Genomic DNA, 15,185 nt, shown 5'->3' on the forward strand with positions numbered 1-15,185 from the left:
AGGAAGCGGGAGCCGCGTTCAACGTGTGGGTGCGCTGGCGTCGCGGCCGAGGTCGGCGTCCGGGATCAGGGTACCATCCGCAACCACGTGATAATCATGACCTTTCCATGTCACCGCCCCCGACACGAAGGCCCAGGAGAAGTTCATGAACGAGAGGATGTCGCGGATCGGCAACAGTCCGTAGGGGTGCGGCGCGAGGCCGAAGGCGCGCTCGAGCTGCCGGCACAGCACGATCCGGCCCGCGAGCGCCAGGCCGGCCACCACCAGGGCGCCGGTGCCGGCGCCGGGCAGGAGTGCGCCGACCAGGGCCAGCGGGAAGGCGTGGGTCACGATCGACCCGGCATAGCCGGCTGGGTCGACGTTGCGGATGGTGCGGTTCCAGCGCAACTCGTGCCGCCACAGGCCGGCGAGGTCGGTGTCGACGCTGGTATGGCCGATGGTGAAGCTCGGGATCACCACCTTGCCGCCGAGGCCGCGCAGGGCCGCGCCGATGGCGTAATCGTCGGCGAGATCGTTGCGGAAGCGGCGGAAGCCGCCCACCGCGTCGAGGTTCGCCCGGGTGAACGCGATGGTCGAGCCGAAGCACGGCTTGGCGAGCCCGAGGCTCAGGCCCATCACCACGTTGGGCAGGAACTGCACGTCGATCGCCAGCGTCGAGAGCTGGTCGTAGAGGCCCCGGAACGCCGGGACGCCGTGATACAGGCAGGTGACGCCGGAGACGCCGTCCTGCGACAGCTCGGCGACCAGCCGCTCCAGGTAGTCGGGCCGGACCACCATGTCGCTGTCGGCCAGCACAATCACGTCGTGGGCGATCCGCTCGGCCATGTTGATCAGGTTCGAGACCTTGCGGTTCGAGCCGTGCTGGCGGCCGTCGATCACGAGATCGATGCGGGCGTCGGGATAGGCCTGCTTGAGCCGCTCGACCACGCCGATGGCCGGGTCGGCGGATTTCTGGACGCCGAACACCACCTGGACCGGGCCGGCGTAATCCTGGCGCAGCACGGTCTCGAGATTCTCGTACAGGTTGGGCTCCAGGCCGCAGAGCGGCTTGAGCACCGTCACGGAGGGGCGGGGCGCCCCCGGTTCCAGCACCGGCACCGGCCGCGCGGCAAACCGGCCGGCGAGATAGGCGGCCGCCAGCCCATAGAGGCCGCCCGCCGCCGCCAGGAGGAGGCAGAGCAGCGAGAGCCACGACAAGGCGGCGAGTGCCAGAGAGGTGAGGTCCATCCGGTCGGGTCCGTGCGGTCGTCCGGCCGCCTCAGGCGGCGATGGCCGCGTGCGGCCCGGTCAGGGCGGCAGGCACAGCTGTTCTATTCACGGCGTCGTGGGTCACGGTGTCGGTTTTGCGGCGAGCATGCCGTCGGCGCGCTGGCGCAGGAACTTCACCGCCGCGTCGGCGCCGCCGGCCTTCAGCGGGGCGGACAACGCGTTGCGCTGGGCGGCGATCTCGCTGACGTCGCCGTTGAGCAGCACGTCCTGGATGCGGTTGCCGGCATTGACCACGAAGTCGACCGCCGAATCGTCGCCGTCGGCCGCGGTGACCCGGGTGGGCACCACGCGCTGGCTGCCGCGCTCCTCGACCTTCGGGGTCACCTCGAACTTGCCGCCGGCCGCCCGGGCGAGGCGATTGGCGTAGGTCACGGTCAGGCTGCGCTTGAACGCGTCGGTGACCGCTGTCTGCTGCTCGGGGGTGAAGCCCGACCATTTCGAGCCGACGGCGACGCGGGTCATGGCCGGGAAGTCGAACGCCTTCTCCAGTGCCGGTCCCACGGCGGCCACCCGGGCGGGCAGGGGGCTTGGGCCGTCCTTCAAGGCGGCGGTGAAGGCCGCGTAGAGGTCGCGCACGGTCTGCACCGCGGGATCGTCCGCCGCCCAGGCCGAGACCGGAGCGAGGAGGGGGGCGGCCAGCAGAGCGATGGCCGCGAGCCGACGGGTCAGGCGCACTTCTTCAACTCCTCGCCGTCGCCGATCCGCGAACCCATGCGGGGCGGGGCGTAGCTGTAGAACGGGCCGAGGGTCGCCGGTTGCGGCACCATCTTGGCGGTGCGGCCGATCGCGGCCTCGGGCTCACGATCCGCATCGGCGGCGGTCTCGGCCGTGAGCTTGGCCTCAATCCGGTGCCAGAGCAGCAGGCCCGGCACGCCGACGCCGAGATCGGCGAAGCGCTTGACCAGCGACAGGGCGAGCGCCGCCTCGGCGGGAATGTTGAACAGGCCGCAGAGCGCGATCAATCCGCCCTCCTGGGCGCCGAGCGCGCCCGGCACCGCGAAGGCCGCACCGCGGACCGCCTGGGCCAGGCTCTCGATCACCAGGGCCTGGGCGAAATCGACCGGGTAGCCCATGAAATGCAGGCCCACATAGACTTCGAGGGTGCCGATGACCCAGCCCGCCAGATGGATGACCAGGGCCGAAAGGAAGCGGCGGTGGTTGCCGTACATCCGGCGCAGGCTGTCGTAGAGCTGATCGATGGCGCCGAAAGCGCGCCACTCGCGGCCCGAGGCGAAGCGGGTCATCAGGCCCTGGATGATCCGGTGCCCGGCCCGCCGCTGGATCAGGTAGAACGCGCCGAGGGCAGGCACCGCCACGGCCAGCCCGCCCGCCACCGTCCGGGCGATCGGCCCATCGCCGGCGATCAGGACCAGCAGGCCGAGGCCGATAACGGTGAACAGGAGCTGCGTGAGCGCCTGCGTCATCAGGTCCACGAACATGCTGGCGCCGGCCATGGCGCCCGGGACGCCGCGCTTGGACATCAGCCGCGCGCCGACGAAGTCGCCGCCCACGGTCGCCACCGGCAGCAGCGTGTTGATTCCCTCGCGGACGAACCGCAGCGACACGCAGTCGCTGAGCCTCGCCGCGCCCGCCGGGAACACGACGTGCCAGCCGAGCCCCGCCCAGGCGACGGCGGCGACGCGGGCCACCACCACCAGGGCGGCGCCCCAGCCGGCGCTCATCACGGCGGCCGACACGTCCTCCAGGCCGGAGGACATGAACAGGCCGACGACCGTGCAGAGACCGGCGATCGAGGCCAAGGTCGTCAGGCGCTTCATAATGGTCTTTCAAGCTCGCAAATGGCTTGATGCGGGAAATCGGTCACGGTCGCGGCAGAAATAGGTCCGGGCGACCAAGAACGTTTCTGCCACGTTGCAGCACGGATTACCGGTGTCTATCACCCGTTTGACACACCGGGAGCCAAAGCGGTGGCCGGGCCGAGGAGCCCGCGCAGAAGACCGCGGCACGTCGCAGAAGGGGCACACGTCATGGAGCGCGAATCACCGATCACGGCCGTCGAGGCCGTGAGCGACGACACGCATGCCGACGGCCTCCGGGGCAGACTGGAGCCCGGCGTGCCGGCGCCTCACTCCCCGGTCATGGCCTGGAACGAGTGGGACCCGCTGGAAGAGGTGATCGTCGGATCCCTCGACGGTGCCACCATCCCGACTCACCACCTGACGGTGATCTTCAACCTGCCGCGGGCGGCCCAGCCGTTCTACCGCTTCGCCAGCGGCTGGAAATACCCCAAGTTCATGAAGAAGCTGGCGCAGCAGGAGCTCGACAACTTCATCAAGATCCTGGCCGGCGAGGGCGTCAAGATCCGCCGCCCCGACGCGGTGGACTTTTCCCGCAAATTCAAGGCGCCGCGCTGGACCTCCCGGGGCTTCTGCGTCGCCTGCCCGCGCGACCCATACCTGGTCATCGGCGACGAGATCATCGAGAGCCCGATGTGCTGGCGCTCGCGCTACTTCGAGGGCGACGCCTACCGGTCGCTGTTCAAGGAATACTTTCGCGCCGGCGCCCGCTGGACCTCTGCGCCGCGGCCGCAGCTGACCGACGATCTCTACAATTACGATTACCGGGTGCCGAACCTGAAGGCCGGCGAGCCCATGCAGTTCACGGTCAACGAGTTCGAGCCGGTCTTCGACGCCGCCGACTTCGTCCGCTGCGGCCGCGACCTGTTCGTGACCCGCTCGAACGTGACCAACCTGATGGGCATCGAGTGGCTGCGCCGCCACCTCGGCCCGGGCTTCCGCATCCACGAGATCGAGAGCCGCTGCCCGCAGCCGATGCACATCGACTCGTCGTTCATGCCGCTGGCGCCGGGCAAGGTGCTGGTGAACCCGGACTATATCGACGTCGAGAAGCTGCCCGCCGTGCTCAAGAAGTGGGACGTGCTGATCGCCCCGCGCCCCGACCCGGTCGAGGGCTTCATGAGCAAGATCTCGATGTGCTCGCCCTGGACCTCGATCAACGTCCTGGCGATCACCGAGAAGAAGATCGTCGTCGACCAGAGCCAGCCGACGCTGATCAAGGCGCTCAAGGATTGGGGCTTCGACCCGATCCCGGCGCCGTTCCTCAGCTACGGCCCGTTCGGCGGCTCGTTCCACTGCGCCACCCTCGACGTCCGCCGCCGCGGCGTGCTGAAGTCGTATTTTTAGGACCTAGGACCTGCTCGCTCCGACGACCGCCATCGCGGGTCGTCGGCAAACTCCGGACATCCGAACCTCTCCCCTCATCCTGAGGTGCCGAGCGATCGAAGATCGCACGGCCTCGAAGGAGCCCTCCAGGGTCCACCGCGATCCCTGGAGGGCTCCTTCGAGGGCGACGCTGCGCGTCGCCACCTCAGGATGAGGTCTAGGATGGGATAGACCGTCCGAGCATGAAGTCAGATGAATCCGCCTCCGAAAGCGGACGACCGGGCCTTCACGGCGCCGAAATCCCCTCGATCAACGCCCTGTTGAACCCCTCGGGATCCGACATCTGCGGCGCGTGCCCCAGCGCCGGGAACTCGACCAGCCGGGCCCCCGGGATCGCCCTGGCGGCGGCCTTGCCGAGCGCGGGATAATTCCCGAGCGCGGCCCGAGCCTCCGGCGGGGCGAGGTCCTTGCCGATCGCCGTGTTGTCCTTCTGGCCGATCATCAGCAGGGTCGGCACCGCGATCTGCGGCAGCCGGTAGACCACCGGCTGGGTCAGGATCATGTCGTAGAGGAGCGCCGAGTCCCAGGCGACCGCCTCCTTGCCCGGGCCGGCGTTGAGCCCGGCCAGCATCGTCACCCAGAGCTCGTAGCGGGGCTCCCACTGGCCTGCGTAGTAGGTCGCGGTCTCGTAGGCCCGGATCGACGCCGCCGAGACCTTCAGCTCGCGCTGGTACCATTGCTCCACCGATGTCGGGGGCACGCCCTTGGCGCTCCAATCCTCCAGCCCGATCGGGTTAACCAGCACCAGCTGCGCCACGTCCTTCGGGTAGAGCAGCGCGTAATGCGCGGCCAGCATGCCGCCGGTGGAATGGCCGACCAGGATCGGCCGCGCGATCCCGAGCGTGTCGAGCAGGGCGCGGGTGTTCTCGGCGAGCTGGCGGAACGTGAACTGATAGGCGGCCGGCTTGCTCGACTTGCAGAAGCCGATCTGGTCCGGGGCGATCACCCGGTAGCCGGCCCCGGTCAGCGCCCGGATCTGGCTCTCCCAGGTTGCGGCGCAGAAGTTCTTGCCGTGGAGCAGCACGGCGGTGCGCCCGTTCGGTTTTTCTGGCCGGACGTCGAGATAGGCCATCTGCAGGGGCTGGCGCTGCGACGTGAAGGCGAAGCGCTTCACCGGGAACGGGTAGTCGAACCCTTCGAGTTCGGGGCCGTAGGCCGGATCCATCAGCGGCTCGGCGCTGGCGCCGGAGAGCATCAGGGCCAGCAGGACGGCGGATGCAAGGGTGGATCGGCGCGTGGATCGGAGCATGGATGGCCTGAATGCTTCAGCGACGTGAGGCGCCGCGCTGGCCGCTCAGATCGGTCATCGGGGCCGCCCTGTCCAATCGGCGAGGGCGCGCATCTTCGCGGCAGCGCCGGCCCGCGCTATCTCTCGGAACGTCCCGCCGGTCCCAGACGCGGCGCGCAGGAGCCCACACCGATGCGCCTCCCCATCCTGGCCGCCCTCGCCGGCGCCCTGGTTCTCGCCGCGGCGCCGGCCCGGGCCGCGGATGCCTGCGACGCCCTCGCCGCCAAGGTGATCCGGATCACGGGCGCCTCGCTCGCCGGGCGGGAGGGCCCCTACGCGGTGTTCCGGGCGCAGGACGCCGAGCGGATGAGCCTCGATTGCCGGGCGCCCGCCCGGATCACGATCGCCTCCCGCGACCGGGAACCGGCGCCTGCCTATTTCGCTCTGATCGGCCTGGCCGCCCGGGCGCTCACCGGCGCGGAGCCGTCCACGGCCGAGGTGCTGGCGCTCAATCTCCACCAGGACAGCCTGCTGGCCGACGCGCCGCAGCGGGGCGGCGCCGGCCGGGCGCTGATGCTGTGCGAGACCGGCCCCCGGACGGATGGGCTCCGGGACGACCTCACGGTCTGCCGGGTCGCGCCCCGGGCCGGGGTTTCGCGAATCCGCCGCGCGGGGTAGAGCGCAGCCCATGTCGACACGCGAAACACCCGGCCCCGTCGTCCAAATCGGCGCGGCGCGCTTTGCCAACCACCTGCCGCTGACGCTGATCGCCGGCCCATGCCAGCTCGAAGGGCGCAGCCACGCCCTGGAGATCGCCGCGGCGCTCAAGGAGATGGCGGCGGGCCTCGGGATCGGCCTGGTGTTCAAGACCTCGTTCGACAAGGCCAACCGCACCTCCGGCACCGCCGCCCGGGGCATCGGCCTCGACGGGGCGTTGCCGATCTTCGCCGAGATCCGTGAGTCCTTGGGCTTGCCGGTGCTCACCGACGTGCACGCCGCCGAGCAATGCACGCCGACCGCCGAGGCCGTGGACGTGCTGCAGATCCCGGCCTTCCTGTGCCGCCAGACCGACCTGCTCCTGGCCGCCGCCGCCACCGGCCGGGCGGTCAACATCAAGAAGGGGCAATTCCTGGCCCCCTGGGACATGAAGCACGTCGCCGCCAAGGTGACGGAAGCCGGCAACCCGAACGTCATCGTCACCGAGCGCGGCGCCTCGTTCGGCTACAACACCCTGGTCTCGGACATGCGCAGCCTGCCGATCATGGCGCAGGTGACCCACGGGGCGCCGGTGGTGTTCGACGCCACCCATTCGGTGCAGCAGCCGGGCGGGCAGGGCGCCAGTTCCGGCGGCCAGCGGGAATTCGTCGCCGTGCTGGCCCGGGCCGCCGTGGCGGTGGGCGTCGCCGGGGTGTTCATCGAGACCCACCCCGATCCGGACCGGGCGCCCTCGGACGGGCCGAACATGGTGGCCCTGCGCGATATGCCGGCCCTGCTCGAGGAGCTGATCGCCTTCGACCGCCTCGCCAAGCGCCGCTTCGCCTGAACCGGCGTCAGGCCGGCTGGAGCACGTGGATCCGCAGGGGCTGGACCAGGGCATAGCGCCCGTCGGCCTCGCGCTCGGCAGCCTCGTGGAACGCCGCCTCCACCACCGGCCGGCGCGCTTCGATCGTCGCCGCCCGGGCCGGATCGACCGCGCTGATCCGCGCCAAGAAGGCGTCGAGGGCGGAAAAGCTTTCGCGCCGCGCCACGGTCACGTCTTGACGGCAGACAAAGGCGCCGCTCCCTAGCGCCGCCGCGATGGCTTCTTGAGCGGCGGCCCGCACGGCGGTCTCGTCCTCGATCGGCCGCAGGGCATCGAAGAAGCTGCCTTTCGCCAGGGGCTCCACCACCACCAGGATGCCGCCCGGCACCAGGACCCGCGCGGCTTCCGCGAGGGCGGCGGCCGGGTCCGGCATGTGGTGGAGGGCGTTGAACATCACGGCGCCGTCGAAACTGGCTGCAGGAAACGGCAGGGCCTCGGCCGAGGCCACCTCGAACCGCGCGGCCGGCACGGCATCCCGGGCCTTCGCCAGGGCCGCCGTGCCCGGATCGATTCCGGTGACCGCCGCGCCGTCCTCGGTGAGCCGCTTCGCCAGGGTCCCGGGTCCGCACCCGATGTCGAGGATGCGCTTGCCCGGAAGCGGCGCGAAGGTGTCGCGGATCAGCGTCAGGGCATCCATCTTGGCTCTCCGGTACGGCGTCATCGGCGCCCCCCGCACATAAGCAGTTTCCGGTTGGAACGGGATGCGCCGACCCGCGTCATCCCGGCTGATGCCGCCCGCGGCCCGATCCCCCTCCGCGCACCCGGCGACGCCCCGACAGAGCTTCGGCCTCCGGCGACCCGCAGCGGAAAATATTCGCAAGAGCAACGGCCGGGGTGAACGGCAGCTGAGGCACCAGCGGCCGCCTTCGGCTGCCATGGCTGAGATGAACCGCTGTTCAGCCGGTCAAAGCCTTCAGAATTCAGCGGCGAAAACTTGGAACCCTTCGCCCAACGGCCACGTTGATGGGCATGTTCGATCGAGGATCGAGAAGGAACGTTATGCGCAAGATTGGTATCATCGCCACCGCCGCCGCTCTGGCTCTCGGCAGCGTCGCTGCCACGACCGGCGCCGAGGCCCGTCCGTATGGCTTCCACGGCGGTTACGGCCATGGCTACGGCGGCGGTTACGGCTACCGTGGCGGCCGTCGCGGCATCGGCACCGGTGCGGCCATCGGCCTCGGCATCGCCGGCCTCGCCGCCGGTGCGGTCGCTGCCGGTGCGGCGAACAACTACTACAACGGCGGCGGTTACGGCTACGCCCCGGCCTACGGTGCTCCGGCTTACGGCTACGGCGCCCCGGCCTATGGCTACTACGGCTCGCCCTACTAAGGGCAGCGATCCGAACGGATCCGAGGGCGACCGGCGCGAGCCGGTCGCCCTTTTCGTATGCGGCTCAGCGCCCTCGATAGGGGGCGACGCCGGTCTCGGGCAGCCAGATCGTCTTGGGTGGCTCACCGGTCTGCCAGAACACGTCGATCGGGATGCCGCCGCGCGGGTACCAGTAGCCGCCGATACGCAGGTAGCGCGGCTCGAGCAGATCGCGCAGGCGCTTGCCGATCGCCACCGTGCAATCCTCGTGGAACGCCCCATGGTTGCGGAAGGCGCCGAGGTAGAGCTTGAGCGACTTCGACTCCACGAGCCAGTCGCCGGGCACGTAATCGATCACCAGGATCGCGAAGTCGGGCTGGCCGGTGACCGGGCAGATCGAGGTGAACTCGGGCGCGGTGAAGCGCGCCACGTAGTCGGTATCGGCATGCGGGTTCGGCACCCGGTCGAGGCGGGCCTCGTGGGGCGAATCGGGCAGCGGCGTCGGCTGGCCGAGCTGGAGCGTCTCGGATGTGGTCATGACGCCCGTATAGGGCCGGACAGTCCTGGATTCAAAAGGGCGAGCCCTTTTGCGGGTCCAGGGCGGAGCCCTGGTTGATGGGGGCTCCACCCCATACCCCGCCAAAGGGCTCGCCCTTTGGGATCCCCCGACCCTGAGTGCCGGCACGTGAGGGTTGTCACGACACGTGCACAGGCTGGGCCTACGCCCGTGCTTGCCGCCGAACGCGGCTTGACGGATAAGCCGCCGCGATGCGCCGCACCCCGGATCGGGGCTGCCGCCGCCGACAAGCGGCCCCGCGAGAGGACGTTCCATGACCGCGATTACCAATATCAGCGCCCGCGAGATCCTCGATAGCCGGGGCAACCCCACGGTCGAGGTCGATGTCCTGCTGGAGGACGGCTCCTTCGGCCGCGCCGCGGTTCCGTCGGGCGCCTCCACGGGCGCGCACGAGGCGGTCGAGCTGCGCGACGGCGACCAGAGCCGCTTCCTCGGCAAGGGCGTGCTGAAGGCGGTCGAGGCCGCGCAGACCGAGATCTTGGACGCGATCGGCGGCATGGAAGCCGAAGAGCAGGTCGCCGTCGACGAGGCGATGATCGAGCTCGACGGCACGCCCAACAAGGCGCGCCTCGGGGCGAACGCGATCCTGGGCGTGTCGCTGGCGGTCGCCAAGGCGGCGGCCGAAGCGTCGGGCCTGCCGCTCTACCGCTATGTCGGCGGCGTGCAGGGCCGGATCCTGCCGGTGCCGATGATGAACATCATCAACGGCGGGGCGCACGCCGACAACCCGATCGACTTCCAGGAATTCATGATCCTGCCGGTGGGCGCGGAGTCGCTCGCCGACGCCGTGCGCATGGGCTCCGAGGTGTTCCACACCCTCAAGGGCAAGCTGAAGAAGGCCGGCCACAACACCAATGTCGGGGACGAGGGCGGGTTTGCCCCGAACCTGCCGTCCGCCGAGGCCGCCCTCGACTTCGTGATGGACGCGATCACGGCCGCCGGCTTCAAGCCCGGCACCGAGATCGCCCTGGGCCTCGACTGCGCCGCCACCGAGTTCTTCAAGGACGGCGCCTACGCCTACGAGGGCGAGGGCACGACCCGCTCGATCGAGGCCCAGGTCGACTACCTGGCGCAGCTGGTCGCCAACTACCCGATCCTGTCGATCGAAGACGGCATGTCCGAGGACGATTGGGCCGGCTGGAAGCTCCTGACCGACAAGATCGGCGCACGCTGCCAGCTCGTGGGCGACGACCTGTTCGTGACCAATGTCGAGCGCCTGTCCCGCGGCATCGCCGAGGGCACGGCCAACTCGATCCTGATCAAGGTCAACCAGATCGGCACGCTCACCGAGACCCTGGCGGCCGTCGATATGGCCCAGCGCGCCGGCTACACGGCGGTGATGTCCCACCGCTCCGGGGAGACCGAGGATTCGACTATCGCGGATCTCGCGGTCGCCACCAATTGCGGGCAGATCAAGACCGGCTCGCTCGCCCGCTCCGACAGACTTGCCAAGTACAACCAGCTGATCCGCATCGAGGAAGGCCTCGGCCCGCAGGCGCTCTACGCCGGCGCTTCGGCGATCAAGCATCTGGCGCGCGGCTGAGTTCGGACACGTCTTCCCTCCCCAGCTTGCGGGAGGGAAGACGTGGGCCGTCTCTCAAATCGCACCGTCACTCCGCCGGCAGCGTCCAGACCTTCTGCGGGCGCGCCAGGCCCCGCAGTTCGATGATGCCCACGGCGTCCAGCGCCCGGCCGCACCGCTCCGCGAAAGAATCCGAGACCAGCAGGGCGTGCCCGAGCGCCTCGCACTGGCTCTCGATCCGGCTGGCCTCGTTCACCGCCCGCCCGATCACCGTGAAGTCGAGGCGCCGCTCCGTGCCGACATTGCCGTAGACCACCGTGCCGAAATGCACGACGCAATCGGCAGTCAGCTCCGGAAGCCCGGCGTCGCGGCGCCGGGCGTTGAGCGCGACGTTGGCGGCGAGCCCGTCCGCGGCGGCGTCGAGGGCGCGGCCGCAGACCGGGCAGGGGAGGATGCCGGCATCGGCCACCGGGAAGATCGCCAGGAAGCCGTCGCCGAGGAATTTCAGGATCTCGCCGCCGTGCCGGGCGACCGGGTCGCCCAGCGCGTCGAAATGCTCGTTGAGCCACGTGACCATGTCGTAGGGATCGGCCCGGTCGGACAGGGCCGTGAAGCCGCGCAGGTCCGTCAGCAGGATCGCGGCCGGAACGGCCCGTCCCTGGCCGCGCTGGATCTGGCCGTCCAGCACCCGCTCCGCGGTGGAGCGCCCGAGATAGGTCGCCGTGACCTCGCGCAGGGTATGCCCGAGGCCGAGCTTGGCCACCGCCAGAGCGAGGACCGGCAGCACCTCCGCTATTGCTTTCAGGTCGGCCTCCGAGAAGCCCGAGCGCGCCCGGGTGCAGAACGAGATCGCGACGCCGCGCAGGGCCGTGCCGGGCGCGAAGCCGACGATATGGACCGCGTATTCGGTGCCGCCCTCGGCGCGCAGGTCGTGCAGGACCGGATAGTCGGTCTCCGGGCCAGGGGGGTCGAGCCGCCAGCGCCCAAACGTCTCCGCCCGCTCCAGCATCGCGAAGATCGGGCTGCGCAGCCAATCCGCCTCCTGCTCGGCGCCGTGCGGGTTGGGCACGAAGCTGAGCCCCTGGCCGAGATGCCAGTTCAGGCTGACGCCGCGCACCATCGGGTCGATGGCCGGCGTCATGACGCTGACCCGCCAGAGCGGGACGCCGGACTCGCACAGGCCGTCGCAGACCCGGGCGAGCAGCATATCGTAATCGTCGGTCGCGGTGGCGTGCTCGGCGATCCAGCGCGTCAGCTCGGTCATGTCCATCTGCGCGCGTGGGCTCCCGCGGTCTGGCCCGGATCATACCCGATGGGCACGATCCCACAGCCTTGAAAAGCTCCGTTAACCTTTCCGCGCGAGGCTCCCGCCATGGTCGTCCGCCGCCGCGTCAGAATGGTCGTCTTGCCCCTGGGTCTCTGGACCCTGTCGGCGCTCGTTGTCGGCTTCTTCGTGTGGCAGGCCGAGAGCGGCAATCGCGGCCTCGAAGCCAAGAAGGTGCTCAAGATCCGCGCCTACGGCCTCACCCAGGAGCTGACCGCCGTGCGGGCGGAGCGCGCGACCTGGGAGCACCGGGTCGCCTTGCTCAAGAGCGATCAGATAGACCGCGATCTCCTCGAGGAACGGGCCCGGATCGTGCTGGGCCGCGTCCACGCCAACGACGTGGTCGTCATTACACCCTGACAGCGCGGCCCGGCTCGCGCCGCTGCGACTTTAGATCCCCTCTGACAAGAGGGCCGACCTGTCAGAGCGTCCGCCCTCGCTTTCCAAACGGTGCTGTCCTACACCCCGTTCCAGTCGCGTGGAATCACGGGGAGAGCGCCGATGGACGCCGCCAAGGAGCCTGCGAAGGACGCTTCGTCCTCGCAACCGCAGGTCGCGAGCCCGGAAGCGGGAAGCTCCCAGGCCGGAAGCCCTCAAGTCATTGAGGCGCACAAGCCCGCGCCGAACATGCCGCAATTCACCCGCGAGGAAGACCTCCACGCCTATCACGAGATGCTGCTGATCCGGCGTTTCGAGGAGAAGGCCGGCCAGCTCTACGGCATGGGCCTGATCGGCGGCTTCTGCCACCTCTATATCGGCCAGGAAGCCGTGGTGATCGGCATGCAGATGGCCTCGATCGACGGCGATCAGGTCATCACCGGCTACCGCGACCACGGCCACATGCTGGCCTGCGGCATGGACCCGAAGGGCGTCATGGCCGAGCTGACCGGGCGCCGGGGCGGCTACAGCCGCGGCAAGGGCGGCTCCATGCACATGTTTTCCCGCGAGAAGCAGTTCTTCGGCGGCCACGGCATCGTCGGCGCCCAGGTCTCGCTGGGCACCGGCCTCGCCTTCGCCGACCATTACCGGGACAACGGCAAGGTCAGCCTCACCTATATGGGCGACGGCGCGGCCAACCAGGGCCAGGTCTACGAGAGCTTCAACATGGCGGCGCTGTGGAAGCTGCCGGTGGTCTACGTGATCGAGAACAACCGCTACGCCATGGGCACCTCGGTGGCCCGGGCCTCGGCGCAGACCGACTTCTCCAAGCGCGGCCTCTCCTTCGGCATCCCGGGCGAGCAGGTCGACGGCATGGATGTCCGCACGGTGCGCGAGGCGGCGGCGCGGGCGGTCGAGCACGCTCGCACGGGCCAGGGCCCCTACATCCTCGAGATGCAGACCTACCGCTATCGCGGCCACTCCATGTCCGATCCGGCCAAGTACCGGACCAAGGACGAGGTCTCGAAGATGCGCGACGAGCACGACCCGATCGAGATGGTGCGCAAGCGCCTGCTCGAGCTGCACGGGGTGCCGGAGGCGGAGATCAAGGCGACCGACGCCAAGGTCCGCGAGACCGTGAACGCGGCGGCCGAGTTCGCCACCAATGATCCCGAGCCGGATCCCGCCGAGCTCTGGACCGACATCCTGCTGGACGCGCACGCCTAGCGCGCTCCCGAAACCCTGGCCGCCCCGACCGATAGAGACGACCGCAGAGCTGAGCATGGCGACCGACATCCTGATGCCCGCCCTCTCCCCCACCATGGAGGAGGGCAAGCTCGCCAAGTGGCTGAAGAAAGAGGGCGATCCGGTCAAATCCGGCGACGTGCTGGCCGAGATCGAGACCGACAAGGCGACCATGGAGGTCGAGGCCATCGACGAGGGCGTGCTCGCCAAGATCCTGATCGAGGAGGGCACCGAGGGCGTCGCGGTCAACACGCCGATCGCCATCATCGCCGGCGAGGGTGAGGACGTCGCGGCGGCCGCTGCCAGCGGCGGCAAGCCGAAGCCCAACGGCGCCGGCGGCCACCCGGCCCCGACCCCGGACATGCAGGCCGAGGGGATGGCCGACAAGCCGGCCCCGGCCGCGAAGTCCGGCGAGGATGCGCAGAAGGCCCCGGCGGCGCCGGCAATCATCACCAACAAGGCCGACGAGCCGGTGATGGAGGAGTTCCCGGCCAACACCCCGATGGTCACCACCACGGTGCGCGAGGCCCTGCGCGACGCCATGGCCGAGGAGATGCGCCGCGACGGCGATGTCTTCGTCATGGGCGAGGAGGTCGCCGAGTACCAGGGCGCCTACAAGATCACCCAGGGGCTGCTGCAGGAATTCGGCGCCCGGCGGGTGGTCGACACCCCGATCACCGAGCACGGCTTTGCCGGCATCGGCGTCGGCGCGGCGCTCTCCGGCCTGAAGCCGATCGTCGAGTTCATGACCTTCAACTTCGCCATGCAGGCGATCGACCACATCATCAACTCGGCGGCCAAGACCCTGTACATGTCCGGCGGCCAGCTCGGCTGCCCGATCGTGTTCCGCGGCCCCAACGGCGCCGCCGCCCGGGTCGGCGCCCAGCACAGCCACGATTACGCCGCCTGGTACTCGAACGTGCCCGGCCTGAAGGTGATCGCCCCCTATACGGCCTCGGACGCCAAGGGCCTGCTCAAGGCCGCGATCCGCGATCCGAACCCGATCATCTTCCTCGAAAACGAGATCCTGTACGGCCAGTCCTTCCCGGTGCCGCAGCTCGACGACTTCGTGCTGCCGATCGGCAAGGCGCGGGTCCACCGCACCGGCAAGGACGTGACCATCGTGTCCTTCGCGATCGGCATGACCTACGCGCTCAAGGCGGCGCAGATCCTCGCCGAGGAGGGCATCGAGGCCGAGGTGATCGACCTGCGCACGATCCGGCCGATGGATTCCGAGACGGTGGTGCGCTCGGTCAAGAAGACCGGCCGCTGCATCACCGTGGAGGAGGGGTTCCCGCAATCCGGCATCGGCGCCGAGATCGTCGCCCGCCTGATGGTCGACGCCTTCGACTATCTCGACGCCCCTGTCCTGCGCATCACCGGCAAGGACGTGCCGATGCCCTACGCGGCCAACCTGGAAAAGCTCGCCCTGCCGAACGTGGCCGAGGTCGTCGAGGCGGCCAAGAGCGTCTGCTACAAGTGACGGGACTCGCGGGCGGCACCGCAGCGCCGTCCTCCCGCCCCGTCCGGGTTCGGAGACCAGCCGGCG

At 69.7% G+C, this 15,185-nt stretch carries 15 protein-coding genes; 8 read left to right on the plus strand and 7 right to left on the minus strand.

The features are described from left to right. Positions 1–18 precede the first annotated feature (18 nt). The 3 genes from hpnI to MKL09_RS30470 all read right to left on the minus strand — a co-directional run bounded on the left by hpnI (position 19) and on the right by MKL09_RS30470 (position 3,047). Positions 19–1,227 (minus strand): bacteriohopanetetrol glucosamine biosynthesis glycosyltransferase HpnI, encoded by a 1,209-nt coding sequence (gene hpnI, locus MKL09_RS30460; protein WP_244025687.1) that lies wholly within the window; start codon positions 1,225–1,227, stop codon positions 19–21. A 102-nt stretch (positions 1,228–1,329) separates the two neighbouring features. Next, positions 1,330–1,944 carry a phospholipid-binding protein MlaC gene (locus MKL09_RS30465; protein ID WP_244025688.1) on the minus strand — a complete coding sequence of 205 codons (615 nt, stop codon included), beginning with the start codon at positions 1,942–1,944 and terminating at the stop codon, positions 1,330–1,332. After that, a complete protein-coding gene (locus tag MKL09_RS30470) occupies positions 1,935–3,047 on the minus strand; it encodes a flippase-like domain-containing protein (RefSeq protein WP_244025689.1) in 1,113 nt (370 codons plus the stop codon). Before MKL09_RS30470 ends, MKL09_RS30465 begins: the two co-directional genes overlap by 10 nt. A 210-nt stretch (positions 3,048–3,257) precedes the next feature. On the opposite strand from MKL09_RS30470, the gene MKL09_RS30475 reads away from it, so the two are divergent. After that, positions 3,258–4,433 (plus strand): amidinotransferase, encoded by a 1,176-nt coding sequence (locus MKL09_RS30475; RefSeq protein WP_244025690.1) that lies wholly within the window; start codon positions 3,258–3,260, stop codon positions 4,431–4,433. A gap of 265 nt (positions 4,434–4,698) precedes the next feature. Here MKL09_RS30475 and MKL09_RS30480 read toward each other — a convergent pair whose 3' ends face one another. Then, positions 4,699–5,721 (minus strand): alpha/beta fold hydrolase, encoded by a 1,023-nt coding sequence (locus MKL09_RS30480; RefSeq protein WP_244025691.1) that lies wholly within the window; start codon positions 5,719–5,721, stop codon positions 4,699–4,701. A gap of 171 nt (positions 5,722–5,892) precedes the next feature. On the opposite strand from MKL09_RS30480, the gene MKL09_RS30485 reads away from it, so the two are divergent. After that, on the plus strand, positions 5,893–6,378 hold the full coding sequence (locus tag MKL09_RS30485) for a hypothetical protein (RefSeq protein WP_244025692.1): 486 nt from the start codon (positions 5,893–5,895) through the stop codon (positions 6,376–6,378). A 10-nt stretch (positions 6,379–6,388) separates the two neighbouring features. Beyond that, positions 6,389–7,243 carry a 3-deoxy-8-phosphooctulonate synthase gene (kdsA, locus tag MKL09_RS30490; protein WP_244025693.1) on the plus strand — a complete coding sequence of 285 codons (855 nt, stop codon included), beginning with the start codon at positions 6,389–6,391 and terminating at the stop codon, positions 7,241–7,243. Positions 7,244–7,250: 7 nt separating this feature from the next. On the opposite strand, the gene MKL09_RS30495 is transcribed toward kdsA, so the two are convergent. Next, positions 7,251–7,919 (minus strand): class I SAM-dependent methyltransferase, encoded by a 669-nt coding sequence (locus tag MKL09_RS30495; protein WP_244025694.1) that lies wholly within the window; start codon positions 7,917–7,919, stop codon positions 7,251–7,253. A gap of 362 nt (positions 7,920–8,281) precedes the next feature. Here MKL09_RS30495 and MKL09_RS30500 point away from each other — a divergent pair, with 362 nt between their 5' ends. Then, on the plus strand, positions 8,282–8,611 hold the full coding sequence (locus MKL09_RS30500; protein ID WP_244025695.1) for a hypothetical protein: 330 nt from the start codon (positions 8,282–8,284) through the stop codon (positions 8,609–8,611). A gap of 64 nt (positions 8,612–8,675) precedes the next feature. Here the strand turns inward: MKL09_RS30500 and queF are convergent, their stop codons facing one another. Continuing rightward, positions 8,676–9,128, minus strand: a complete 453-nt coding sequence (gene queF, locus MKL09_RS30505; protein WP_244025696.1) for a preQ(1) synthase — start codon at positions 9,126–9,128, stop codon at positions 8,676–8,678. Positions 9,129–9,420: 292 nt separating this feature from the next. On the opposite strand from queF, the gene eno reads away from it, so the two are divergent. Further along, positions 9,421–10,710, plus strand: a complete 1,290-nt coding sequence (gene eno, locus MKL09_RS30510; protein WP_244025697.1) for a phosphopyruvate hydratase — start codon at positions 9,421–9,423, stop codon at positions 10,708–10,710. Between the two features lie 67 nt (positions 10,711–10,777). Here eno and MKL09_RS30515 read toward each other — a convergent pair whose 3' ends face one another. After that, the gene (locus MKL09_RS30515) at positions 10,778–11,959 is read right to left on the minus strand and encodes an adenylate/guanylate cyclase domain-containing protein (RefSeq protein WP_409567021.1); all 1,182 of its coding nucleotides are present in this window, start codon (positions 11,957–11,959) and stop codon (positions 10,778–10,780) included. Between the two features lie 102 nt (positions 11,960–12,061). Between MKL09_RS30515 and MKL09_RS30520 the strand changes: the two genes are divergently transcribed. The 3 genes from MKL09_RS30520 to MKL09_RS30530 all read left to right on the plus strand — a co-directional run bounded on the left by MKL09_RS30520 (position 12,062) and on the right by MKL09_RS30530 (position 15,119). After that, a complete protein-coding gene (locus MKL09_RS30520) occupies positions 12,062–12,373 on the plus strand; it encodes an FtsB family cell division protein (protein ID WP_244025699.1) in 312 nt (103 codons plus the stop codon). Positions 12,374–12,514: 141 nt separating this feature from the next. Further along, positions 12,515–13,618 (plus strand): pyruvate dehydrogenase (acetyl-transferring) E1 component subunit alpha, encoded by a 1,104-nt coding sequence (gene pdhA, locus MKL09_RS30525; protein ID WP_244025700.1) that lies wholly within the window; start codon positions 12,515–12,517, stop codon positions 13,616–13,618. Positions 13,619–13,673: 55 nt separating this feature from the next. Continuing rightward, positions 13,674–15,119 carry a pyruvate dehydrogenase complex E1 component subunit beta gene (locus MKL09_RS30530; RefSeq protein WP_244025701.1) on the plus strand — a complete coding sequence of 482 codons (1,446 nt, stop codon included), beginning with the start codon at positions 13,674–13,676 and terminating at the stop codon, positions 15,117–15,119. The last annotated feature ends 66 nt before the right edge of the window (positions 15,120–15,185 follow it).

Source organism: Methylobacterium sp. J-048, assembly GCF_022829515.1.
Classification (GTDB): Bacteria; Pseudomonadota; Alphaproteobacteria; order Rhizobiales; family Beijerinckiaceae; genus Methylobacterium.

Bases quoted from the DNA above. Each gene is read 5' to 3' on its own strand.
- hpnI (WP_244025687.1), bottom strand. From the start codon at position 1,227: ATGGACCTCACCTCTCTGGCACTCGCCGCCTTGTCGTGGCTCTCGCTG.
- MKL09_RS30470 (WP_244025689.1), bottom strand. From the start codon at position 3,047: ATGAAGCGCCTGACGACCTTGGCCTCGATCGCCGGTCTCTGCACGGTC.
- MKL09_RS30475 (WP_244025690.1), top strand. From the start codon at position 3,258: ATGGAGCGCGAATCACCGATCACGGCCGTCGAGGCCGTGAGCGACGAC.
- MKL09_RS30480 (WP_244025691.1), bottom strand. From the start codon at position 5,721: ATGCTCCGATCCACGCGCCGATCCACCCTTGCATCCGCCGTCCTGCTG.
- MKL09_RS30485 (WP_244025692.1), top strand. From the start codon at position 5,893: ATGCGCCTCCCCATCCTGGCCGCCCTCGCCGGCGCCCTGGTTCTCGCC.
- kdsA (WP_244025693.1), top strand. From the start codon at position 6,389: ATGTCGACACGCGAAACACCCGGCCCCGTCGTCCAAATCGGCGCGGCG.
- MKL09_RS30495 (WP_244025694.1), bottom strand. From the start codon at position 7,919: ATGGATGCCCTGACGCTGATCCGCGACACCTTCGCGCCGCTTCCGGGC.
- MKL09_RS30500 (WP_244025695.1), top strand. From the start codon at position 8,282: ATGCGCAAGATTGGTATCATCGCCACCGCCGCCGCTCTGGCTCTCGGC.
- queF (WP_244025696.1), bottom strand. From the start codon at position 9,128: ATGACCACATCCGAGACGCTCCAGCTCGGCCAGCCGACGCCGCTGCCC.
- eno (WP_244025697.1), top strand. From the start codon at position 9,421: ATGACCGCGATTACCAATATCAGCGCCCGCGAGATCCTCGATAGCCGG.
- MKL09_RS30515 (WP_409567021.1), bottom strand. From the start codon at position 11,959: ATGGACATGACCGAGCTGACGCGCTGGATCGCCGAGCACGCCACCGCG.
- MKL09_RS30520 (WP_244025699.1), top strand. From the start codon at position 12,062: ATGGTCGTCCGCCGCCGCGTCAGAATGGTCGTCTTGCCCCTGGGTCTC.
- pdhA (WP_244025700.1), top strand. From the start codon at position 12,515: ATGGACGCCGCCAAGGAGCCTGCGAAGGACGCTTCGTCCTCGCAACCG.
- MKL09_RS30530 (WP_244025701.1), top strand. From the start codon at position 13,674: ATGGCGACCGACATCCTGATGCCCGCCCTCTCCCCCACCATGGAGGAG.